The organism is Pseudomonas citronellolis (assembly GCF_900112375.1).
Classification (GTDB): Bacteria; Pseudomonadota; Gammaproteobacteria; order Pseudomonadales; family Pseudomonadaceae; genus Pseudomonas; species Pseudomonas citronellolis.
Genome location: NZ_FOLS01000038.1, coordinates 49,254 through 70,865, shown reverse-complemented (window position 1 = coordinate 70,865; position 21,612 = coordinate 49,254). Strand labels below are relative to the sequence as shown.

Annotated in this window: 19 protein-coding genes; 16 read left to right on the top strand and 3 right to left on the bottom strand. The window is 67.8% G+C overall.

Annotated elements, in window-relative coordinates; translation table 11 throughout:
- Positions 1–562: 562 nt before the first annotated feature.
- From BM060_RS27940 to BM060_RS27910, 7 genes are all read left to right on the top strand, one after another.
- Positions 563–1,411 (top strand): mechanosensitive ion channel family protein, encoded by an 849-nt coding sequence (locus BM060_RS27940; protein ID WP_074985138.1) that lies wholly within the window; start codon positions 563–565, stop codon positions 1,409–1,411.
- Between the two features lie 278 nt (positions 1,412–1,689).
- Complete coding sequence (locus BM060_RS27935) at positions 1,690–2,154, top strand: GspH/FimT family pseudopilin (RefSeq protein ID WP_074985135.1); 465 nt, start codon at positions 1,690–1,692, stop codon at positions 2,152–2,154.
- Entirely contained in the window at positions 2,151–2,684 is a 534-nt protein-coding gene (gene pilV / locus BM060_RS27930; RefSeq protein ID WP_074985133.1) for a type IV pilus modification protein PilV, read from the top strand. Before BM060_RS27935 ends, pilV begins: the two co-directional genes overlap by 4 nt.
- 1 nt (position 2,685) lies before the next feature.
- Positions 2,686–3,354, top strand: coding sequence for a PilW family protein (locus tag BM060_RS27925; protein WP_074985131.1), 669 nt, complete (start codon positions 2,686–2,688; stop codon positions 3,352–3,354).
- A gap of 85 nt (positions 3,355–3,439) precedes the next feature.
- A complete protein-coding gene (locus tag BM060_RS27920; protein ID WP_074985128.1) occupies positions 3,440–4,015 on the top strand; it encodes a pilus assembly PilX family protein in 576 nt (191 codons plus the stop codon).
- A 9-nt stretch (positions 4,016–4,024) separates the two neighbouring features.
- Positions 4,025–7,693, top strand: coding sequence for a pilus assembly protein (locus BM060_RS27915; protein WP_083426854.1), 3,669 nt, complete (start codon positions 4,025–4,027; stop codon positions 7,691–7,693).
- Positions 7,690–8,085, top strand: a complete 396-nt coding sequence (locus tag BM060_RS27910) for a type IV pilin protein (protein ID WP_074985125.1) — start codon at positions 7,690–7,692, stop codon at positions 8,083–8,085. The genes BM060_RS27915 and BM060_RS27910 overlap by 4 nt, the downstream gene beginning before the upstream one ends.
- On the opposite strand, the gene BM060_RS27905 is transcribed toward BM060_RS27910, so the two are convergent.
- Positions 8,082–8,669, bottom strand: a complete 588-nt coding sequence (locus tag BM060_RS27905; RefSeq protein WP_074985123.1) for a cytokinin riboside 5'-monophosphate phosphoribohydrolase — start codon at positions 8,667–8,669, stop codon at positions 8,082–8,084. The genes BM060_RS27910 and BM060_RS27905 overlap by 4 nt on opposite strands.
- A gap of 374 nt (positions 8,670–9,043) precedes the next feature.
- Between BM060_RS27905 and azu the strand changes: the two genes are divergently transcribed.
- Together azu and trhA are read left to right on the top strand one after the other, a co-directional pair.
- Complete coding sequence (gene azu / locus BM060_RS27900; protein ID WP_009613416.1) at positions 9,044–9,490, top strand: azurin; 447 nt, start codon at positions 9,044–9,046, stop codon at positions 9,488–9,490.
- A 102-nt stretch (positions 9,491–9,592) separates the two neighbouring features.
- Positions 9,593–10,225: a PAQR family membrane homeostasis protein TrhA gene (trhA, locus tag BM060_RS27895; RefSeq protein WP_074985121.1), complete on the top strand. Its 633-nt coding sequence runs from the start codon at positions 9,593–9,595 to the stop codon at positions 10,223–10,225.
- A 900-nt stretch (positions 10,226–11,125) separates the two neighbouring features.
- Here the strand turns inward: trhA and nadE are convergent.
- Together nadE and BM060_RS27885 are read right to left on the bottom strand one after the other, a co-directional pair.
- Complete coding sequence (nadE, locus tag BM060_RS27890; RefSeq protein WP_074985118.1) at positions 11,126–11,953, bottom strand: NAD(+) synthase; 828 nt, start codon at positions 11,951–11,953, stop codon at positions 11,126–11,128.
- A gap of 100 nt (positions 11,954–12,053) precedes the next feature.
- Positions 12,054–12,950: a LysR family transcriptional regulator gene (locus tag BM060_RS27885; protein ID WP_074985116.1), complete on the bottom strand. Its 897-nt coding sequence runs from the start codon at positions 12,948–12,950 to the stop codon at positions 12,054–12,056.
- Positions 12,951–13,120: 170 nt separating this feature from the next.
- Here BM060_RS27885 and amaB point away from each other — a divergent pair, with 170 nt between their 5' ends.
- The 7 genes from amaB (at position 13,121) to BM060_RS27850 (ending at position 21,508) form a co-directional block, all read left to right on the top strand.
- Complete coding sequence (amaB, locus tag BM060_RS27880; RefSeq protein WP_074985114.1) at positions 13,121–14,611, top strand: L-piperidine-6-carboxylate dehydrogenase; 1,491 nt, start codon at positions 13,121–13,123, stop codon at positions 14,609–14,611.
- Between the two features lie 157 nt (positions 14,612–14,768).
- Positions 14,769–16,052, top strand: coding sequence for an L-pipecolate oxidase (gene amaA / locus BM060_RS27875; RefSeq protein ID WP_074985112.1), 1,284 nt, complete (start codon positions 14,769–14,771; stop codon positions 16,050–16,052).
- Positions 16,053–16,439: 387 nt separating this feature from the next.
- Entirely contained in the window at positions 16,440–17,576 is a 1,137-nt protein-coding gene (locus BM060_RS27870; protein ID WP_074985110.1) for a branched-chain amino acid ABC transporter substrate-binding protein, read from the top strand.
- 143 nt (positions 17,577–17,719) lie between these two features.
- Positions 17,720–18,634: an ABC transporter permease subunit gene (locus tag BM060_RS27865; RefSeq protein ID WP_074985108.1), complete on the top strand. Its 915-nt coding sequence runs from the start codon at positions 17,720–17,722 to the stop codon at positions 18,632–18,634.
- Positions 18,635–18,636: 2 nt separating this feature from the next.
- Positions 18,637–19,926, top strand: coding sequence for a high-affinity branched-chain amino acid ABC transporter permease LivM (gene livM / locus BM060_RS27860; RefSeq protein WP_074985106.1), 1,290 nt, complete (start codon positions 18,637–18,639; stop codon positions 19,924–19,926).
- Positions 19,923–20,795, top strand: coding sequence for an ATP-binding cassette domain-containing protein (locus BM060_RS27855; protein WP_074985104.1), 873 nt, complete (start codon positions 19,923–19,925; stop codon positions 20,793–20,795). The genes livM and BM060_RS27855 overlap by 4 nt, the downstream gene beginning before the upstream one ends.
- Positions 20,792–21,508, top strand: coding sequence for an ABC transporter ATP-binding protein (locus BM060_RS27850; RefSeq protein WP_058071166.1), 717 nt, complete (start codon positions 20,792–20,794; stop codon positions 21,506–21,508). Before BM060_RS27855 ends, BM060_RS27850 begins: the two co-directional genes overlap by 4 nt.
- The last annotated feature ends 104 nt before the right edge of the window (positions 21,509–21,612 follow it).

Sequence of the window (21,612 nt, the reverse complement as noted above, 5' to 3'; positions counted from 1 at the left end):
CCGTTCCCTCACCCCAGCCCTCTCCCGGAGGGAGAGGGGGCCGTTCGGCGTGGGCTGGAAGTTCGGCGTCAGCCTGCAGGAGCGGGCCCTGCCCGCGAAACGCGCGCAGGGGAATGGCGTGGGTGGGGCAGCGTAGGAGCGGATCTCATCCGCGAATCGCGCCGGTGGTTCCGGCCATCGCGGACAAGGTCCGCTCCTACGGTCTTGCGCCCTACGGGCAAGCGCTGTTCGTAGCCAGGTGTACCAGGACGACCCCGGATTCCCCGCCCGCTCAGGACAGCCCCCTCTCCCGCTTGCGGGAGAGGGTTGGGGAGAGGGCGCTCTTGAGCCTTATCGTGCGCAGGCCCAGCCCCTACCATACCGGCGGGCACGGCTTCTCGTAGGAGCGAGCTTGCTCGCGAACAGACTCCGCGGCGGGGCTCATTCGCGAGCAAGCTCGCTCCTACGAAGAGCACCTTGGCGCAGCCGGCAAAAGAGTCGCTCCGTCCCACCCGCCGGGCAAGCCGCGAACGGCGTGCTAGCTTTTCCCTGGTCATTTCCCAATCAACGGATGGGCCAGGCAATGGGCGACACCAACATCGTCAACGTGGGTACGGAGAAGTTCAACGAAATCTGGACGCTGGTGCAGCAGTACGCCCTGGCCTTCGGCATGAAGATCCTCGCCGCCATCGCCTTCTGGGTGATCGGCCGCTGGCTGATCGGCCTGGCGGTGGGCATGGTCGAGCGGGCGCTGGCCCGGCAGAGCGTCGACCCGACGCTGCTGCGCTACGTCGGCTCCTTCATCACCGTGACCCTCAACATCGTCCTGGTGATCGGCATCCTCGGCTACTTCGGCGTGCAGACCACCAGCCTGGCGGCGCTGATCGCCGCGGCCGGCGTGGCCATCGGCATGGCCTGGTCGGGGCTGCTGGCCAACCTCGCCGCCGGCGGCTTCATCATCGTCCTGCGGCCGTTCAAGGTCGGCGACTTCATCACCGCCGCCGGCGTCACCGGCACGGTCAAGGAGATCGGCCTGTTCGTCACCGCCATCAACACCCCGGACAACGTGCTGACCCTGGTGGGCAACAACAAGATCTTCGGCGACACCATCCAGAACTACAGCCACAACGACTTCCGCCGCGTCGAGCTCAAGGCCCAGCTGTCCGGCGCCGCCGACTACGCCGCCGCCGCGGCCCTGCTCAAGGAGCGCATCGCGCAGATCCCCAACGTGCTCGCCGAGCCGCCGGTGGACGTGGAAATCCTCGAGTTCAACCTGGTCGGCCCGGTGCTGGCGGTGCGCCCGTACTGCCACAACGACAACTACTGGCAGGTCTACTTCGACACCAACCGCACCATCAAGGAAGCCCTGGGCACCGGCTTCCCGGCGCCGATGCCGGCGCAGACCATCATCGTGCAGCAACCCGCCGGCTGAGCGCCGCGCCTTACACAGGGGCACCGCAAGGGTGCCTCTGGTGCTTCCGAATGCGTTTTCCTACGCCGTTGGGGATGGGCGGTCGCCAATCCTCGACGGCCGGTGAGCGCGCAGGAGCTTTCCTGCCGCCATAGGAAATTTCACCTTCCCCCGAGTGGGGAGGCCCGGCCGAAGCTGGCGATTCATCCTGCATATTCCCCCCGCCGACAAGCGCACCCTGGGCAGACCTCGACCGGCGCCTCCCGCACCGGTCGCCGTCTTCATCGCCCGGGGGCCCGATGCCACGCCATTCCCGCTTCGCCGCTTTCAGCCTGATCGAGTTGCTCGTCACCCTGGCCGTGCTGGCCATCACCGCCGCCATCGCGGTGCCCGGCTTCACCCAACTGATACGCAACCAACAGGTGCAGGGCGCCGCCCAGGAGCTGTACTCGCTGCTGCTCTATACCCGCGGCGAGGCGGCCAGCCGCGGGCGCTCCGTCACACTGAAGCCGGCCCAGGGCAGCGCCTGGACCGGGGCACTGGCGGTGACGGCCGGCAGCACCAGCCTGCGGCAGGTGACGCTGCGTGACGCCGTCGTCCTGGCCAGCGCTGCGAACAGCATCGTCTTCCGCGCCGATGGGCGCCTGGGCGGCAAGGCGACCTGCATCAGCATCTGCCCGGCCGTGGACGGCGCGACTTGCCAGCGCATCCGCATCCTCGCCAGCGGGCAGATAGCCCTGCCGGCCAGCGGAGGCTGCTCATGAGGGCCGCGTGCGCAGGCGTCGGCCTGATCGAGGTGCTGGTGGCGCTGCTGGTGCTGACGGTGGGCGGCCTGGGCATGCTCGCCCTGCAGTCGCGGGCGGTGCAGAACACCCAGGAGGCCACCCTGCAGGGCAACGCGGTGATGCTCGCCCACGACCTGCTGGAGATGATGCGCAGCAACCGCGACGCGGTGCTCGACGCGACGGGGCAACCGGACGGCGAGTCGAAGTATTTCAAGGCCGAGAAGTCGGCCTTTCCAGCCATACCAGACAACTGCGGGACACGGCAGCGCGGTAGCGGTGGCGACGACGTCGCGGACGCTGACCTCGGCTGCTGGCGTGGCCGGGTCGAGCGCTTGCTGCCGGTTACCGCGGACCTCCTGACGAAGGAGTTCGCGGTCTGCCGCAGCGCTTCGGGCGAAGCCTGTTCCGACGCCGGTTCCCTGGTGATGATCCGCGTCGCCTGGGCCGATGAACGCTCGAAAATGTGCGATGGGGGCGTGTGCAGCTACGTGCTGCGCGCGGAGCTGTGAAATGAGGGGCTCTCATCTGCGCCATGGCCAGCGGGGCCTGTCGCTGGTCGAACTGATGGTGGCGCTGCTGCTCGGCAGCGTGCTGATCATCGGCGTCACCCAGCTGTTCCTCGACCAGAAGCGCCACGCCCAGTTCCAGTTCGGCCAACTGGCCAACCAGGGCAATGCCCGTTTCGCCACCCACGCCATCGAGCGCCTGGTGGGCCGCGCCGGCTACCGGGCCAAACCCCAGGCGCAAATAGCCGAGGAAGCCTTCCCGGCACGGGTAGCCGTCCATGGCTGCCCGGCTTTCGCCGCCGGGCAGACGCTGGCCCTGACCCAGGGCGGCAAGAGCGCGGCCCTGTGCGTGCGCTACCAGCGTGGCCTGGAGGCGCAGGAGGCGGATTGCGGCGGAACGTCGCTGCCCTTCTCCACGCAACCGCTCACCGTGGTCGCCCGCCTGGCGCTGGACAGCAACGCCGGAACGCTGACCTGCGCCGCCTTCGTCGAAGGCGGAAGCGGCCCCGGCTCCGCCGCGTGCTGGTCGAGGAGCTGGTGGATTTCAGCTTCCAGCCGCTTTCCGATAGCGCCGAGCAAGTGCAGCAGCTCGGCCTGTACCTGCTGTTCGCCGGCAAGGGCGGCCAGGGCGATGGCATCGCCAGCGGAGTGCGCAACGACTGGCAGGCGCTGAGTGGCCGAGCCCCCGTCATCGCCGCCAGCGACACCCGTCCGTTGCAGATCGCCTTCGCCGCCATTGCCCAGAGGAGCCTGAAGCCATGACTGTCCGTGCAAGCGCAACGGCCCAGTGCGGCGCCGTGCTCATCGTGGCGCTGGTCATGCTGCTGCTGATGACCCTGCTGGCCCTGTCCGGCATTTCCGCCAGCCAGCTGGAGTTCCGCCTGGCCGGCAACCGCGCGGAGCAGGTGCGCGCCTTCAATGCGGCCGAATCGGCCTTGCGCAACGTCGAGCGGCGCCTGGCGGACATCGCCGGCAGCGACGACCAGCGGGGCACCAGTTGCGTTGATCGCCAGGGCCTCTGCGTGCTGCAGGTGGACAGCGTGCGGCGCGTCAACGAGCAGGGCGCCTGGCAGTGGGGCTGGAGCAGCGATCCGGGTGAGTGGTGGGAGAAGGCGCAGAACGCCATCGACTACGACGGCCAGAGCAGCTTCGACCGGACGCTGCGCCAGCACGCCGCCTACTTCGCCAGCGACGGCGGGGGCCTGAACCTGGGCAACCTCGACGAGCCGCAGCTGCGCACCGACTACTACTACGCCGGCGCCTATGCCGGGAGCGATGACGGGCGCACGCCGGTACTCCTGCAATCGGTCTTCGCCCGGCGCTACGTGAACTGAGGAAAGCCGATGAGCCTTCGCCGCCACTACCCCCGTCTCGTCCTCGGCCTGGCCGCTCCCTGGCTGATCACACCGGCGAGCGCCGATAAGCTGCACATCAGCCAGCAGCCGCTGTTCCTCAGCCAGACGGTGGCGCCGAACCTGATCCTGACGATGGACAGTTCCAGCAGCATGTGGGCGGCCTATGTTCCCGATGCCATTGATGGGCAGGTCAATACCCGCCAGGCGAAAGCAGCCAGCTACAACCCGATGTACTACAACCCCCAACTGACCTACCGGGTGCCGAAGCAGGTCACCTTCAGCAACGGTCAACTGACGGTGCGTGAATACCCCGTCAGCCAGGGCGGTGGCTTCGACTTCACCCGGGTCAGGCGTAACGGCTTCGATGAAAGACGCCAGATGATCGACCTGGCCAATGAGTATCAGGTGACCTGGCGTTACTCCATGGATTCGTCGAGCGATATCAAGGTGGCGAAGCATCCCGAAAAGGACTTCAAGCACAAGGCCTATATCTCCTCCAACGGGCAAGTCTGGAGAACGGAGATCGCCACCGGCTTGAATCTGGAGATCGAACGAACAGGACAGTTCTCGTGCGAGGCGCGACTCAACGGCAGGGTGGTTCCCTCCTGTAGCAATGAATTTCTCACGAACAACTACTGGGCGGATCTAACCAGCAGCGGCGTGCCGGCCTACTACTACAGGTTCGACGCGAGCCTGTCCGGCTGCTCGGCGTCCGCGACCGACAACGACAACTGCTACAAACTGGTCAAGGTCGGCGCGAACTCCGGCCCGAACGGGGAGGACGAGCGGGAGAACTTCGCCATCTGGTACGCCTTCTACCGCAACCGCGCCCTGGCCACCCAGAGCGCTGCCAACCTGGCCTTCAACAGCCTGCCCGAGTCCATCCGGTTGACCTGGCAGGATTTGAACAGTTGCAGCCAACTCAATGGGCAGTGGGGTTGCAATGGCATCAGCTACAGCGGTGGCAACCCACTGCGTCCGTTCGCCAAGAAGCACCGCGCGGACTTCTTCTACTGGCTGTCGAGCGTCAGGTTCAGCGGCGGTACGCCCCTGCGCCAGGCGCTGGACCGGGCTGGCAAATTCATCGCCAATGATCAGGGCCCGGCCTACGACTTCGAGCCCGGTGGCAAGAAGGAACCGAAATTCACCTGCCGCCCCAGCTACCACCTGATGATGACTGATGGTCGGTGGAATGGCAGGGGAGGCTCCGTGGGTGGCAACATTGATGGTAATGGCAGGACGTTGCCGGATGGCACTCGCTACGCGATCCGCTCGCCCTTCAAGGACGGGGCGAAGGACACCCTGGCCGACCTGGCCTTCCACTACTGGGCCACCGATGCGCGCACGGACCTTGCCAACGAGCTGAAGCCCTACGTCGCCTTCTCCCAGTCGGACGCCACCCGGCAATACTGGGACCCGCGCAACAACCCGGCGACCTGGCAGCACCTGGTGACCTTCACCATGGGCCTGGGGCTGGGGCAGTCGCTGGTCAGTCCGGAATGGGCGGGCGGCACCTTCGAGGGGGCCGGCTACCAGGGCCTGGCCAACGGCAGCATCGCCTGGCCGCCGGCGAGTTCTGATCATAAAAACAACGTCTACGACCTCTGGCACGCGGCGATCAACTCCCGCGGCGAGTTCTTCAGCACCGAGGACCCGCAGCAGATGGTCGACGCCTTCGCCAGCATCCTCTCGCGCATCGCCAATCGCACAGCCTCGGCGGCGCGGCCGGCGGTGGCGGCCGGCGAGGTGAAGGACCAGGCGCATGTCTACGTCGCCTCCTTCTCCAGCGAGGACTGGAGCGGCGACCTGGTCAAGTACCTGCAACCGGCGAACGCCGGCCGGCAGCAGCTGTGGAGCGCCAAGGCGCTGCTCGACGCGCGCAAGAGCCCGCGGCGGATACTCATGGGCAAGGGCAAGAGCCTGGTGGACTTCGCCTGGAGCAACCTCGACAGCGGGCAGCGGCGCGTCTTCAACCAGACGCTCTCCGGCGACCAGGACGCCCGTGGCGAAGCGCGCGTGCAGTACCTGGCCGGCAAGCGCGACCTCGAAGGAGGCGAGTTCCGCAGGCGCGGCGGGCTGCTCGGCGACATCGTCAACTCGGCGCCGCTGCTGGTGACGGCGCCGTCCCGCCCGGCGCTGCCACGCGACCGCCTGGAAAGCCCCGACAATGACGGCCTGAGCAGCAGGGACAACGCCTACAGCGAATTCAAGGCGGCGCAGGCCTCGCGGCGCAGCATGCTCTACGTCGGCGCCAACGACGGCATGCTGCACGCCTTCGACGCCGAGACCGGCGAAGAGGTCTTCGCCTTCGTGCCCCGGCCCGCCCTGGCCGGCATGTACCGGTTGACCGATCCGCGCTACACCATTGCGGAGCATCGCTACCTGGTGGACGGCCCCCTGGTCGCCGAGGACGTGTTCTTCGGCGGTGCCTGGCGCAGCGTGCTGGTCGGCGGCCTCGGCGCCGGCGGCCGCGCGCTCTTCGCCCTGGACGTCACCGACCCGCAGCAGCCGAAACTGCTCTGGGAGATCGAAGGCGGCGCCGGCCCGTTCGCGCGCCTCGGCCATACCCTGGCGCGCCCGGTCATCACCCGCCTGCACAGCGGCCAGTGGGCGGTACTGGCGGCCAACGGCTACGACGGCCTGCAGGACATGGCGGTGCTCTACCTGATCGACATCGCCACCGGCGCGCTGTTGCGCGAACTCAACGTGAGCCAGGGCGGCGATGCCGCCAACGGCCTGTCCAGCCCCCGCGCCGCGGACATGGACGGCGACGGCATCGTCGACCATGCCTACGCCGGCGACCTGCTCGGCAACCTCTGGCGCTTCGACCTCTACAAGGCCACCAGCCAGGACGGATATGGCGGCCCCGACTCCGCCAGCGCCTCCGACTACCGGGTCGGGCTGGCCGGCCGGCCGCTGTTCCGCGCCCGCGATGCCTCCAACAATGTCCAGCCCATCACCGCGGCGCCCTGGCTGGTCCGCCATCCCTCGGGCCAGGGCGTGCTGGCGCTGCTGGGCACCGGCAAGTACTTCGAGGTCCACGACGCCGAGGCCGACACCAGCCGGGCGATGAGCCTCTACGGCATCTGGGACAGGCTGATGTCGGGAGAGCAGGGCGGCAACGACTCGACGGTGACGCGCAACAGGCTGCAGGCCCAGAAGTTCACTCAGACTGCCGACAGCTACCGAAGCCTCAGCAGCAACCCGCTGGCCTGGGCGCCCGCTGCGCAGAAGCCTGGCTCGGGCGGCAACGGCAAGCATGGCTGGCTGCTGGACCTGCCGCAGACCGGCGAACAGGTCGTCGCCGACCCGGCCAGCAGCGGCCGGCTGGCGTTGTTCGCCACGCTGACGCCGAACGCCGACCCCTGCAAGGATGGCGTCAGCACCTGGCTGCTGGCGCTCAACCCCCTGACCGGCGGGGCGCCGCTGGCGGACGCGCTGGACTACAACAACGACGGCGTGGTTGATGCGCAGGACCGTGTCAACAACGACAAGGTTGCCGGCGTGCTGCTCCCCGGCGGCCTGGGCGGGGCTTCCCTCGGCTTCGACCTGTCCAGCGGCCTGGGTGTCGCCCACGGCAGTGAAGGAGCGGTGCGCTTCTACGACGGTATCCGCCCGGGCCGGCAGAGCTGGCGCCAGATGGAGGCATCGGAATGAGCGGGCAGCGGGGGTTCAGCCTGCTGGAGCTGATGATCGCCGTGGTCGTCGTCGGCATTCTCGCCAGCGTCGCCTATCCCAGCTACGTGGAATACGTGCGGCGCTCCGACCGCGCCGAAGGCCAGGCCCTGCTGATGGAGGCGGCGGCGCGCCAGGAACGATTCTTCGCGCAGAACCGCCGCTATGTGGTGGCCGATGCCGACATCGCCTCCCTTGGCCTGCAGGCGAGTTCACGCAATGGGCGCTACGTCCTGACGCTGTCGGCCGGCGAAGATGGCGATGGCGGCTACCTGCTGGAGGTCGAGCCGCAACGCAACGATCCCCGCTGCGGCACCCTGACGCTCAACGCCCTGGGCCAGCGCAGCCCGGCCACCACCGAGTGCTGGCGCTAGGTCGGCGCGCGGTCGACCCACTTGGGCGCGGCCAGGGGCTTCCAGGCCTGCAGGGCATCGATCAGTTCGGCCGGGGTGGTGCCGCGCTGCAGCATCTGGCGGTGTTCCGCGCGCACGAAGCGTTCCTGCACCAGGTGGTCGAGGAAGGTCAGCAGCGGGTCGTAGAAGCCGTTCACTTCCAGCAGGCCCAGGGGCTTGGCGTGGTAGCCCAGTTGGCCCCAGGTCCAGACCTCGAAGAGCTCCTCCAGGGTGCCCAGGCCGCCGGGCAGGGCGATGAAGGCATCGCTCAGCTCGGCCATGCGCGCCTTGCGCGCGTGCATGCCGTCGACCACTTCCAGGCGGCTCAGGCCCTTGTGGCCGATTTCCGCCTCCTTCAGGCTCTGCGGGATGATCCCCACCACCTCGCCGCCGGCGGCCAGGGCGGCATCGGCCACCATGCCCATCAGGCCCACGGCGCCGCCGCCGTAGACCAGGCGCAGGCCGCGTTCGGCGATATGCCGGCCGAGGCTCTCGGCCGCTTCGCGGTAAATGGGGCTGGCACCGGGGCTGGCGCCGCAGAATACGCAGATGGAACGCAAGGTCATTGCCTGGAACTCCGTGACCGTCAAAACGGTCGTCAGAGTAACTGCTGCGTGTCCGCGCTCCAAGCCGCCATGGCCGACCTAGCCGCCGCAAGCGCCCTGGGCATAGCACGCGAGGACTTGCTGAAAAATTGTATACATGTTTGTATCCGATTTGTCGTGCATGGCGACGCTCTCCGTCAGGCATCCGTGACGGTCTATGCTGGACGGGGCGCGCTAATTTGCCTCGTTGAAGTTTCGTATCAGCCTGATAGAACTGCATGCTGGCAAGACTATGGCGCCGCCCGCACCGAATTGACCTGGATCAGCAGGCGCCGCCCGACTATCGGGCAGTCTGCCGTTCCGGATTCTCCGCCCAACCTGCCCAGGAGGCTCGTATGTTCCACAAACTCGCTGCTGTCACCCTGCTCGGTCTGTTCAGCGCCCCGCTGCTGGCTGCCGAATGCTCGGTGGACATTCAAGGCAACGACCAGATGCAGTTCAACACCAACGCCATCAGCGTGGACAAGAGCTGCAAGACCTTCACCGTGAACCTGTCCCACCCCGGCGCCCTGCCGAAGAACGTCATGGGCCACAACTGGGTACTGACCACCGCCGCCGACATGCAGGGCGTGGTTGCCGACGGCATGGCCGCCGGCCTGGACAAGAACTACCTGAAGGACGGCGACACCCGCGTGATCGCCCACACCAAGATCATCGGCTCCGGCGAGAAGGACTCGGTGAGCTTCGACGTCTCCAAGCTCAAGGAAGGCGAGCAATACATGTTCTTCTGCAGCTTCCCGGGCCACTCGGCAATGATGAAGGGCACCCTCGCACTGAAGTGAGTTCGTCGCCTCGTACGAAAGCCCGGCTTGCAGCCGGGCTTTTTCGTTTTAACTTATCCGGGTACGCGGCCCGCCATGCCTGGGGCGCGTCAGGGGGAAAACGTGTACCACGGTGAACGATTCAATGCCTGGACCCACCTGCTCGGCGCCGTGGCGGCGCTGGTGGGCGGCACTTGGCTGGTGGTTGCCAGCAGCCTGCTCGGCGATGCGCTGAAGATAGTCGGCGTCTCGGTCTACAGCGGCAGCCTGCTGCTGCTCTACAGCGTCTCCACCACCTACCACAGCGTGCGCGGGCGGGCCAAGGCGATCCTGCGCAAGCTCGACCACCTGTCGATCTACCTGCTGATCGCCGGCAGCTACACGCCCTTCTGCCTGGTGAGCCTCAAGGGCGCCTGGGGCTGGACGCTGTTCGGCATCGTCTGGGGCCTGGCGGTGCTGGGCATGCTGCAGGAACTCAAGCCGCGCTCCGAGGCGCGGGTGCTGTCCATCGTCATCTACGCGGTGATGGGCTGGATCGTGCTGATCGCCCTGGGCCCGCTGTACCGCGCCCTCGGCCCGGGCGGCGTGGCCTGGCTGGTGGCCGGCGGGGCCAGCTACACCATCGGCATCCTGTTCTTCGCCTACGATGAGCGCTTCCGCCACTGGCACGGCATCTGGCACCTGTTCGTGATCGCCGGCAGCCTGCTGCACTTCGTGGCGGTGTGGCAGTACGTGCTGCCGGCGCGGGTGGTATAGGCGCAGAATACCGTGCCTCCCGGCAACCTGTAGGAGCGGGCCCTGCCCGCGAAATCGCGCGCAGGGCGCGCTCCTACATGGAATGGCGCGGGTGGGGCAGCGTAGGAGCGGATCTCATCCGCGAATCGCGCCGGTGGGGCCGGTTAATCGCGGACAAGGTCCGCTCCTACGAGGGTAGCTAGGCGTATCAGGATGACGCTGAGCTCGCCAAATGCTCCGAACGGCCCCCTCTCCCTTCAGGGGGAGGGTTGGGGAGAGGGGGCGGAATTCATCCGGACACCAATGGCATCCGGGGTACGCCGTTCGCGAGCAAGCTCGCTCCTACGAAGAGCATCTCGGCGCAACCTGTAGGAGCGGGCCCTGCCCGCGATTTCGCGCGCAGGGCGCGCTCCTACATGGAATGGCGCGGGTGGGGCAGCGTAGGAGCGGATCTCATCCGCGAATCGCGCCGGTGGGGCCGGCTAATCGCGGACAAGGTCCGCTCCTACGAGGGTAGCTAGGCGTATCAGGATGACGCTGAGCTCGCCAAACGCTCCGAACGGCCCCCTCTCCCTTCAGGGAGAGGGCTGGGGAGAGGGGACGGAGTTTATCCAGACACCAATGGCGTCCGGGATGCGCCGTTCGCGAGCAAGCTCGCTCCTACGAAGAGCATCTCGGCGCAACCTGTAGGAGCGGGCCCTGCCCGCGAATCGCGCGCAGGGCGCGCTCCTACGGGGAAATGACGGGGGTAGCTAGGCGTATCAGGATGACGCTGAGCTCGCCGAACGCTCCGAACGGCCCCCTCTCCCTTCAGGGAGAGGGTTGGGGAGAGGGGACGGAGTTCATCCGAACACCAACGGCATCCTGGATGCGCCGTTCGCGAGCAAGCTCGCTCCTACAGGGGAATGGCGCAGGGCCCGCTTACGGCGCCTTCGGCAGCTGCCGCTTGTGGTGGGTCTTCTCGTAGGTGCGCTTGATGATCTCGAAGGCTTCCGGGCTGACCGGCTGGCCGTGCAGGAAGGCGTCGATCTCCTGGTAGGTCACGCCGTGGGCGTGTTCGTCCGGCTTGCCCGGGGCCAGGTCTTCGAGGTCGGCGGTGGGCACTTTTTCCACGAGGAATTCCGGGGCGCCCAGGGTGCGGGCGATGGTGCGCACCTGGTGTTTCACCAGGCCGGTCAGCGGGGCGATGTCGCAGGCGCCGTCGCCGAACTTGGTGAAGAAGCCCATTACCGCCTCGGCGGCGTGGTCGGTGCCCACCACCAGGCCCTGGCGGGCGTTGGCGATGGTGTACTGGGCGACCATGCGCATGCGCGCCTTGGTATTGCCCAGGGCGAAGTCCACGGTGGCGGCGGGCAGGCCGTCGAGGGCGCGGGTCTGCTCGGCCAGGGCCTGGACCGCCGGGCCGATGTTCACCGTGTGGCGCTCGTCCGGGTCGATGCAGTCCACCGCCGCCTGAGCGTCGGACTCGTCGCCTTGCACGTTGTAGGGCAGGCGCACGGCGATGAAGCGGTAGTCCGGGTTGCCGGTCTCCTCGCGCAGGCCTTCCACGGCGCGCTGGCAGAGCATGCCGGCGGTGAGGGAGTCGACACCGCCGCTGATGCCCAGCACCAGGGTCCTGGTGCCCGACTCGCGCAGGCAGTCCTGGATGAAGCGGATGCGGCGCTGGATTTCCGCCTGCACGTCGGCCTCCGACTGGAAGGGCGGCTGCGCGTTGAGGTCCTTGGCGATGGTGTCTTGGATGGTTTTCATGGGGCTCCTCTGTCCGGTTGTGGACGGGCGCGGCCCGTCGGATGCGGAAAAAATACCAGCACACGGCGTGCCGGGCGATGCCCGGATGGTCGCGGGCGCTTCAGGGCTGTTGCAGGTGCTCGCCGATCCACTCGACGAAGGCGCGCACCTTGGGCACCGCCGCGGCCTGCTCGGGGTAGGCCAGGTAGTAGGCGCTGCGGCTCTGCAGGCTGTGCGGCCAGGCGACCACCAGCTTGCCTTCGGCCAGTTCCTCCTCCACCAGGAAGCGCGGCAGCAGGGCCACGCCGCAGCCGGCCTGGGCGGCGCGGATGCACATGTAGAAGGTGTCGAAGCGCGGCCCGTGGAAGCTGTGCTCGCTGCGCCGGTCGAGGCTGGCGAACCACTCGTGCCAGGCCTCCGGGCGGGTGGCGTTCTGCAGCAGCACCAGTTCGTCCAGCTGCAGCGGGTCGTCCAGCGGCTGCGCCGGGAGGATCGCCGGCGAGCACACCGGCAGCATTTCCTCGCCGAACAGGTGCAGGCACTCGGCGCCGGGCAGGGTGCCGGGGCCGAAGAAGAAGGCCACGTCGCAGCGCGAGTGCAGCAGGTCGTCGGGCTCCAGTTCCTGGCGCAGGTCCAGGTGGATGTTCGGGTGGCGGTGGCGCCAGCCGTTGAGCAGCGGGATCAGCCAGCGCGCACCGAAAGTGGGCGGGGTGGACACGCGCAGCACCTCGGTCTCGCCGCCGTAGGACAGCAGGTAGCGGGTGGACAGCTCCACCTGGCTGAGGATCTTGCGCACCTCCTGCAGGTACAGCTCGCCCGCCGGGGTCAGTTGCAGGCGCCGTCGCACGCGGCGGAACAGCAGGTGCTGGAGCATTTCCTCCAGCTGCGCCACCTGCTTGCTCACCGCGCTCTGGGTCAGCGCCAGCTCCTCCGAGGCGCGGGTGAAGCTCAGGTGCCGGGCCACGGCCTCGAAGCACTGCAGGGCGGTCATGGAGGGCAGGTGGCGTTTGTTGAGCATCGTCGTGATCGGCTCTGTGAAGGCCCCAGGGGCGGCTCCGCCGACGCGCAGCCGCCCCTGGCATGAATTTACGGAATGATGTGCATAGGAAACGTTGTTTGTTGGCCGCCTGCAAGCCGGTTATTACTGCTTGCATTCCAATGGCTTAACCGACTGGCTCAGGAGACGCGATGATTTCCGCACTGCTCGAGAAACTGGGAGTCGATTCCTCCCTCTACTCCAACGGCGACCATGTCATCCACAGCCCCATCGACGGCAGCCGCCTGGGCGCCGTGCGCCTGGAAAGCGCCGCCGAAGTGGAGCAGAAGATCGGCCGCGCGGCCCAGGCCTTCGCCGCCTGGCGCGCGGTGCCGGCGCCGCGCCGCGGCGAGCTGGTGCGGCTGTTCGGCGAGCAGCTGCGCGCGCACAAGGCCGAGCTGGGCGAGCTGGTGTCCTGGGAAGCCGGCAAGATCACCCAGGAAGGCCAGGGCGAAGTGCAGGAGATGATCGACATCTGCGACTTCGCCGTCGGCCTGTCGCGCCAGCTCTACGGCCTGACCATCGCCTCCGAGCGCCCCGGCCACCACATGCGCGAGACCTGGCAGCCGCTGGGCGTGGTCGGCGTCATCAGCGCCTTCAACTTCCCGGTCGCCGTGTGGTCGTGGAACACCGCGCTGGCCCTGGTGTGCGGCAACCCGGTGGTGTGGAAGCCGTCGGAGAAGACGCCGCTCACCGCGCTGGCCTGCCAGGCCCTGTTCGACAAGGCCCTGGCGCAGTTCGGCGACGCCCCGGCCTGCCTCAGCCAGGTGGTGATCGGCGACCGCGCCGCCGGCGAGGCCCTGGTGGACGACCCGCGCGTGGCCCTGGTCAGCGCCACCGGCAGCACCCGCATGGGCCGCGAAGTGGGCCCGCGCGTGGCGGCGCGCTTCGGCCGCAGCATCCTCGAACTGGGCGGCAACAACGCCATGATCCTGGCCCCCAGCGCCGACCTGGACATGGCCGTGCGCGCCATCCTGTTCAGCGCCGTGGGCACCGCCGGGCAGCGCTGCACCACCCTGCGCCGGCTGATCGCCCACGAGTCGGTGAAGGACGAGATCGTCGCCCGCCTGAAGGCCGCGTATTCGAAAGTGCGCATCGGCCACCCGCTGCAGGGCAACCTGGTCGGCCCGCTGATCGACGAACGCAGCTTCCTGGCCATGCAGGGCGCGCTGGAGCAGGCGCGCGGCGAGGGCGGCACGGTGTTCGGCGGCGAGCGCCAGTTGCAACAGCAGTTCCCCGACGCCTTCTACGTTTCCCCGGCCATCGTCGAGATGCCCGAGCAGAGCGACGTGGTGCGCAACGAGACCTTCGCCCCGATCCTCTACGTGGTCCCCTACAAGGACTTCGACGAGGCGGTGGCGCTGAACAACGCCGTGCCCCAGGGCCTGTCGTCCTGCGTGTTCACCACCGACGTGCGCGAGGCGGAAGCCTTCATGTCGGCGATCGGCAGCGACTGCGGCATCGCCAACGTCAACATCGGCCCCAGCGGCGCGGAAATCGGCGGCGCCTTCGGCGGCGAGAAGGAAACCGGCGGCGGCCGCGAATCCGGCTCCGACGCCTGGAAGGCCTACATGCGCCGGCAGACCAACACCGTGAACTGGTCGCGGGAGTTGCCGTTGGCCCAGGGCATAGTGTTCGATTGAGGCCTACAGCCCGGAGGTGACCCCGCTTTTCGTAGGAGCGAGCTTGCTCGCGAACCAGGCCCCGCAGCGGAATCGGTTCGCGAGCAAGCTCGCTCCTACAGGGGCTGTCGGCCGCAGTACAGAGTCATTCACAAGGTTCGCGTAGAAGGATCGCTGGATGTCGCTTCGCCAAGAGTGTCTGTGGGAACACCTGACCCCCGAGCGGCCGCAGGCGCCGTCGCTGCTGGGGGAACACGAGGCCGACGTGTGCGTCGTCGGCGCCGGCTTCACCGGGCTCTCCGCGGCCCTGCACCTGCTGGAGGCGGGGCGCAGCGTCTGTGTGCTGGAGGCCCATCGCACCGGCCATGGCGGCGCCGGGCGCAACGTCGGGCTGGTCAATGCCGGCCTGTGGATTCCGCCGGACGACATCGAGGCGGGCATGGGCCAGGAAGTCGGCGCGCGCTTGAACCGCATGCTCGGCGCGGCGCCCTCGCTGGTCTTCTCGCTGATCGACAAGTACGCCATCGACTGCCAGGCGCGCCGCGAGGGCACCCTGCACATGGCCCACAACCAGCGCGGCCTGGACGACCTGCGCAGCCGCTGCGAACAATGGCAGCGCCGCGGCGCCCCGGTGGAGCTGCTCACCGGCGCGGCCTGCGCCGAGGCCTGCGGCACCGAGCGGATCGCCGGCGCGCTGCTCGACCGCCGCGCCGGCACCCTCAACCCCATGGCCTACGTCAGCGGCCTGGCCCGCGCCGTGGTCGAGCTGGGCGGCGGGCTGTACCACAACTCGGCGGTGACCGCGCTGGAGCGCGAGGGCGCTGCCTGGCGCGTCATCACCGGCGAGGGCAGCGTGCTGGCGCAGAAGGTGGTGATCGCCTCCAGCGCCTACACCGAGGGCGAGTGGACGCAGCTGCGCCGCACCTTCTTCCCCGGCTACTACTACCAGGTCGCCTCGCGCCCGCTGGAGGGCGCCGAGGCCGCGCGCATCCTGCCCGGCGGCCAGGGCTCCTGGGACACCCGCCAGGTGCTCAGCAGCATCCGCCGCGACGCCGACGGCCGCCTGCTGCTCGGTAGCCTGGGCAAGGGCACCGGCAAGCCGGAGTGGTTCATCCGCAGCTGGGCCGACCGCATCCAGCAGCACTACTTCCCGCGGCTGGGCAAGGTGGACTGGGAATTCACCTGGACCGGCTGCATCGACTTCACCCCCGATCACCTGATGCGCCTGTTCGAGCCGGCCTCGGGGCTGCTCGCCATGAGCGGCTACAACGGCCGCGGGGTGACCACCGGCACCGTGGTGGGCAAGGCCTTCGCCGACTTCCTGCTGCGCGGCGAGGCCAGCGCCCTGCCCATGCCCCTGCGGCCGCTGGAGGAGGTTTCCGCGGCGGGCCTGCGCAGCTGCCTGTACGAGGCGGGCTTCTCGCTCTACCACGCCGGGCAGTGCCTGCGCGTGGTGATCTAGTGGCGCGCCCAGGACGGGGGCGCCCGGCCCCGTCCGCCTCGTCTGGCCCCTTCTGCACTTTGGTCTAGCCTTTTTGGTGCGTTACCTCGATGGGCGCGCACCGAGAATGTGCAGTTAGGTGACAGCGATGGTTACCGCTCGGGTTGCGCCCGTTGGCTGCTGGTTGTGCCAGCTCGCGGGATGGACGGTTGCGCCCATCGGATGTTTGGGTTGCACCTTTTGTTTTTGGGGGTTGCACACGCCAAAAGCTGTTTTCTGCCGGCCCTGGCCGGTTCTGCTGTCCGACTTTTCGAATAACAAAAACGGATGGCACGCGGCTTGCTGTTGGCTAATCGCCAACATCTGTTGTTTCGCGCGTCACCACAAAAACCTCAGGAGCAAAACTCCATGTCGCAGAAGATTTTCAGAAAAGGCTTTCTGGCCCTGGCGGTAACCGCCGCGATGGGCATGACTTCTCTCGCCCAGGCCGACGTCGTGATCGGCGTCGCCGGCCCGCACACCGGGGCCAACGCATCCTTCGGCGAGCAATACTGGCGCGGAGCGACCCAGGCCGCCGAGGACATCAACGCCGCCGGCGGCGTCAACGGCGAGAAGATCAAGCTGGTGAAGGCGGACGACGCCTGCGAACCGAAACAGGCCGTGGCCGTGGCCAACCGCCTGGTCGACGAAGACAAGGCGGTGGCGGTGGTCGGCCACTTCTGCTCCTCCTCCACCATCCCCGCCTCCGAGGTCTACGACGAGGCCGGCATCATCGCCATCACCCCCGGCTCGACCAACCCGGCGGTCACCGAGCGCGGCCTTTCCGGCATGTTCCGCATGTGCGGCCGCGACGACCAGCAGGGCATCGTCGCCGGCGACTACATCGTCGACGTGCTCAAGGCCAAGAAGGTCGCGGTCATCCACGACAAGGACACCTACGGCCAGGGCCTGGCCGACGCCACCCGCGCGCAGCTGAACAAGCGCGGCGTGAAGGAAGTCCTGTACGAAGGCCTGACCCGCGGCGAGAAGGACTTCAACGCCCTGGTCACCAAGATCCGCGCCTCCGGCGCCGAGGTCGTCTACTTCGGCGGCCTGCACCCCGAGGCCGGCCCGCTGGTGCGGCAGATGCGCGAGCAGGGCCTGACCGCCAAGTTCATGTCCGACGACGGCATCGTCACCGACGAACTGGTCACCACCGCCGGCGGCCCGCAATACGTCAAGGGCGTGCTGATGACCTTCGGCGCCGACCCGCGGCTGATCCCCGACGGCAAGGCGGTGGTCGAGAAGTTCCGCGCCGGCGGCTTCGAGCCCGAGGGCTACACCCTCTACGCCTACGCCTCGGTGCAGGCCCTGGCGGCCGGCTTCAACGGCGCTGGCAAGACCGACCCGGCGGCCGCTGCCAAGTGGCTGAAGTCGCACCCGGTGCAGACCGTGATGGGCAAGAAGGAGTGGGACCAGAAGGGCGACCTGAAAGTCTCCGACTACGTGGTCTACGAGTGGGACGACAAGGGCAAGTACCACCAGCTGGACGCTTTCAAGAAGTGATCCCGGCCTGAAGCGCCGACTGCCGACGCCGCCACGAGCGGCGCCGGCATCCCCGCAGGTCGACGTCGCCCGCTGGCGGTCACGAGCCGCATCAGGCGCGCTGCGTCAGCCTTTTCCTGCCCCGCTTGCGTGAGTATCCAATCGTGGACGGCATCTTTCTCCAGCAAATGATCAACGGGCTGACCCTCGGGTCGGTCTACGGCCTGATCGCCATCGGTTACACGATGGTCTACGGCATCATCGGCATGATCAACTTCGCCCACGGCGAGGTTTACATGGTCTCGGCCTACCTTTCCGCCATCGGCCTGGCGCTGCTGGCCTTCTTCGGCCTGCATTCCTTCCCGCTGCTGATCCTCGGCACGCTGATCTTCACCATCCTGGTCACCGGCGTGTACGGCTGGGTGATCGAGCGCATCGCCTACAAGCCGCTGCGCAACTCCACGCGCCTGGCGCCGCTGATCAGCGCCATCGGCATGTCGCTGATCCTGCAGAACTACGTGCAGCTGTCCCAGGGCCCGCGCCAGCAGGGCGTGCCGACGCTGCTCGAAGGCGCCTTCAAGCTCCACATCGGCGACGGCTGGGTGCAGCTGACCTACACCAAGCTGTTCATCCTGCTGGCCTCCTTCGCCGGCATGGCCGTGCTCACCTACGTGATCCAGTACACCAAGCTCGGGCGCATGTGCCGCGCCACCCAGCAGGACCGCAAGATGGCCTCGATCCTGGGCATCAACACCGACCGGGTGATCTCCTACGTGTTCGTCATCGGCGCCGCCATGGCCGCGCTGGCCGGCGTGCTGATCACCATGAACTACGGCACCTTCGACTTCTACGCCGGCTTCATCATCGGCATCAAGGCGTTCACCGCCGCGGTGCTCGGCGGCATCGGCTCGCTGCCCGGGGCCATGCTCGGCGGCCTCATCCTGGGCGTTGCCGAGGCGCAGTTCTCCGGCATGGTCAACACCGACTACAAGGACGTGTTCGCCTTCGGCCTGCTGGTGACCATCCTCATCTTCCGACCGCAAGGACTCCTGGGCCGGCCCCAGGTATCGAAGGTGTGAGCATGGCTACCGCAACCGCTTCCGCCCCGCGCATCGACCTCAAGCAGAGCCTGGTGGACACCGTCCTGGCCGGCCTGGTCGCCCTCATCGTGTTCGGCCCCATCGTCGGCATCGTGCTCGACGGCTACAGCTTCAACCTGCAACCGGTGCGCCTGGCCTGGATGGTCGGCGCGGTCATGGCCGGGCGCCTGGTGCTCAGCCTGTTCCTGCAGACCACCGTCGGCAGCCGCGTGCTCGACCGCTTCGAGGGCTCCGACTCCGGCATCCAGGTGCTGCCGCCGGGCTACAAGACGCGCCTGCGCTGGATCATCCCGCTGCTGGTGGTGGCCGCCGTGGCGCTGCCGTTCTTCGCCAATAAGTACCTGCTCACCGTGGTCATCCTCGGGCTGATCTACGTGCTGCTGGGCCTGGGCCTGAACATAGTGGTCGGCCTGGCCGGGCTGCTCGACCTGGGCTACGTGGCCTTCTACGCCATCGGCGCCTACGGCCTGGCGCTGGGCTACCAGTACCTGGGCCTGGGCTTCTGGACGGTGCTGCCGCTGGCCGCCATCACCGCGGCCATGGCCGGGGCGCTACTGGGCTTCCCGGTGTTGCGCATGCACGGCGACTACCTGGCCATCGTGACCCTGGGCTTCGGCGAGATCATCCGCCTGATCCTCAACAACTGGCTGTCCTTCACCGGCGGCCCGAACGGCATGCAGGTGCCGGCGCCGACCTTCTTCGGCCTGGAGTTCGGCCGCCGCGCCAAGGAGGGCGGCACGCCCATCCACGAGTTCCTCGGCATCGATTACAACCAGAACCTCAAGTTCATCTTCATCTACGCCGTGCTGTTCCTGGTGGTGCTGCTGGTGCTGTACGTCAAGCACCGGCTGACGCGCATGCCGGTGGGCCGCGCCTGGGAAGCGCTGCGCGAGGACGAGATCGCCTGCCGCTCGCTGGGCCTGAACCACGTGCTGGTCAAGCTCTCGGCCTTCATGCTCGGGGCCTCCACCGCGGGCCTGGCCGGGGTGTTCTTCGCCAGCTACCAGGGCTTCGTCAACCCGTCGTCGTTCACCTTCTTCGAGTCGGCGCTGATCCTCGCCATCGTCGTGCTCGGCGGCATGGGTTCGACCCTCGGGGTGGTGATCGCCGCCTTCGTCCTGACGGTGACGCCGGAGCTGCTGCGCAGCTTCGCCGACTACCGCGTGCTGCTGTTCGGCATGCTCATGGTGCTGATGATGATCTGGCGCCCGCGCGGGCTGATCCGCATCAACCGCCGGGGCTTCGCCGCACGCAAGGGGGTGGCGCCATGAGCGACAAGATTCTCAGCGTCGAGCACCTGATGATGCACTTCGGCGGCATCAAGGCGCTCAACGACGTCAACCTGGACGTGGAGCGCGGCTCCATCACCGCGCTGATCGGCCCCAACGGCGCCGGCAAGACCACGGTGTTCAACTGCCTGACCGGCTTCTACAAGGCCACCGGCGGGAAGATCCTGCTCAACACCCAGGGCGGCACCACCGACGTCATCAAGATCCTCGGCCAGCCGTTCCAGGGCGGCGATTTCATCAACCCGGCGCAGTTCGGCAGCCGCGTCTACTACAAGATGTTCGGCGGCACCCACCTGGTGAACCGCGCGGGGCTGGCGCGCACCTTCCAGAACATCCGCCTGTTCCGCGAAATGTCGGTGGTGGAGAACCTGCTGGTGGCGCAGCACATGTACGCCAACCGCAACCTGGTCGCCGGCATCCTCAACACCCCCGGCTACCGCCGCGCGGAAAGCGACGCGCTGGACCACGCCTTCTACTGGCTGGAAGTGGTCGACCTGGTGGACTGCGCCAACCGCCTGGCCGGCGAGATGTCCTACGGCCAGCAGCGCCGCCTGGAGATCGCCCGGGCCATGTGCACGCGCCCGGAAATCATCTGCCTGGACGAACCGGCCGCCGGCCTCAACCCGGCCGAGACCCAGGCGCTGAGCCGGATCATCCGCTTCCTGCGCGACCACCACGGCATCACCGTGCTGCTCATCGAGCACGACATGGGCATGGTGATGAACATCTCCGACCACATCATCGTGCTCGACCACGGCGACGTGATCGCCCGCGGCCTGCCGGCGGAGATCCGCAGCAACGACAAGGTGATCGCCGCCTACCTGGGCGCAGACGAAGAGGAGGTCGCATGACGGCGCCGATTCTGGAATTCCGTGATGTGGATGTGTTCTACGGGCCGATCCAGGCGCTGAAGAAGGTTTCCCTGACCGTTGGCGAAGGCGAGACGGTGGCGCTGATCGGCGCCAACGGCGCCGGCAAGTCCACCCTGCTGATGTCCATCTTCGGCCAGCCGCGCGCGGCCGCCGGGCAGATTCTCTACCGTGGCCAGGACATCGCCCGGCGCTCGGCGCACTACGTGGCCTCCAACGGCATCGCGCAGTCGCCGGAAGGGCGCCGGGTGTTCCCCGACATGAGCGTGGAGGAGAACCTGCTGATGGGCACCATCCCCATCGGCATGGACCACGCCCAGGAAGACATGCAGCGCATGTTCGACCTCTTCCCGCGGCTGAAGGAGCGGCGCAACCAGCGCGCCATGACCATGTCCGGCGGCGAGCAGCAGATGCTCGCCATCGCCCGCGCGCTGATGAGCCGGCCCAAGCTGCTGCTGCTCGACGAACCCTCCCTGGGCCTGGCGCCCATCGTGGTCAAGCAGATCTTCCAGACCCTGCGCGAACTGGCGCAGACCGGCATGACGCTGTTCCTCGTCGAGCAGAACGCCAACCACGCCCTTAGGCTCTCCGACCGCGGCTACGTGATGGTCAACGGCGAGATCCGCATGAGCGGTACGGGCGCGGAACTGCTGGGCAACCAGGAGGTGCGCGACGCCTATCTGGGTGGGCACTGACCGCACATCTGCTCTTCGTAGGAGCGAGCTTGCTCGCGAACCCTTCTCGCCGGAAAAGCTTCGCGAGCAAGAACTAGGCGTCCCCCTCGCTCCTACAAGGGCTC

Excerpts from the sequence above, each read along its gene's own strand:
- BM060_RS27940 (WP_074985138.1), top strand. The coding sequence starts at position 563 with ATGGGCGACACCAACATCGTCAACGTGGGTACGGAGAAGTTCAACGAA.
- BM060_RS27935 (WP_074985135.1), top strand. The coding sequence starts at position 1,690 with ATGCCACGCCATTCCCGCTTCGCCGCTTTCAGCCTGATCGAGTTGCTC.
- pilV (WP_074985133.1), top strand. The coding sequence starts at position 2,151 with ATGAGGGCCGCGTGCGCAGGCGTCGGCCTGATCGAGGTGCTGGTGGCG.
- BM060_RS27925 (WP_074985131.1), top strand. The coding sequence starts at position 2,686 with ATGAGGGGCTCTCATCTGCGCCATGGCCAGCGGGGCCTGTCGCTGGTC.
- BM060_RS27920 (WP_074985128.1), top strand. The coding sequence starts at position 3,440 with ATGACTGTCCGTGCAAGCGCAACGGCCCAGTGCGGCGCCGTGCTCATC.
- BM060_RS27915 (WP_083426854.1), top strand. The coding sequence starts at position 4,025 with ATGAGCCTTCGCCGCCACTACCCCCGTCTCGTCCTCGGCCTGGCCGCT.
- BM060_RS27910 (WP_074985125.1), top strand. The coding sequence starts at position 7,690 with ATGAGCGGGCAGCGGGGGTTCAGCCTGCTGGAGCTGATGATCGCCGTG.
- BM060_RS27905 (WP_074985123.1), bottom strand. The coding sequence starts at position 8,669 with ATGACCTTGCGTTCCATCTGCGTATTCTGCGGCGCCAGCCCCGGTGCC.
- azu (WP_009613416.1), top strand. The coding sequence starts at position 9,044 with ATGTTCCACAAACTCGCTGCTGTCACCCTGCTCGGTCTGTTCAGCGCC.
- nadE (WP_074985118.1), bottom strand. The coding sequence starts at position 11,953 with ATGAAAACCATCCAAGACACCATCGCCAAGGACCTCAACGCGCAGCCG.
- BM060_RS27885 (WP_074985116.1), bottom strand. The coding sequence starts at position 12,950 with ATGCTCAACAAACGCCACCTGCCCTCCATGACCGCCCTGCAGTGCTTC.
- amaB (WP_074985114.1), top strand. The coding sequence starts at position 13,121 with ATGATTTCCGCACTGCTCGAGAAACTGGGAGTCGATTCCTCCCTCTAC.
- amaA (WP_074985112.1), top strand. The coding sequence starts at position 14,769 with ATGTCGCTTCGCCAAGAGTGTCTGTGGGAACACCTGACCCCCGAGCGG.
- BM060_RS27870 (WP_074985110.1), top strand. The coding sequence starts at position 16,440 with ATGTCGCAGAAGATTTTCAGAAAAGGCTTTCTGGCCCTGGCGGTAACC.
- livM (WP_074985106.1), top strand. The coding sequence starts at position 18,637 with ATGGCTACCGCAACCGCTTCCGCCCCGCGCATCGACCTCAAGCAGAGC.
- BM060_RS27855 (WP_074985104.1), top strand. The coding sequence starts at position 19,923 with ATGAGCGACAAGATTCTCAGCGTCGAGCACCTGATGATGCACTTCGGC.
- BM060_RS27850 (WP_058071166.1), top strand. The coding sequence starts at position 20,792 with ATGACGGCGCCGATTCTGGAATTCCGTGATGTGGATGTGTTCTACGGG.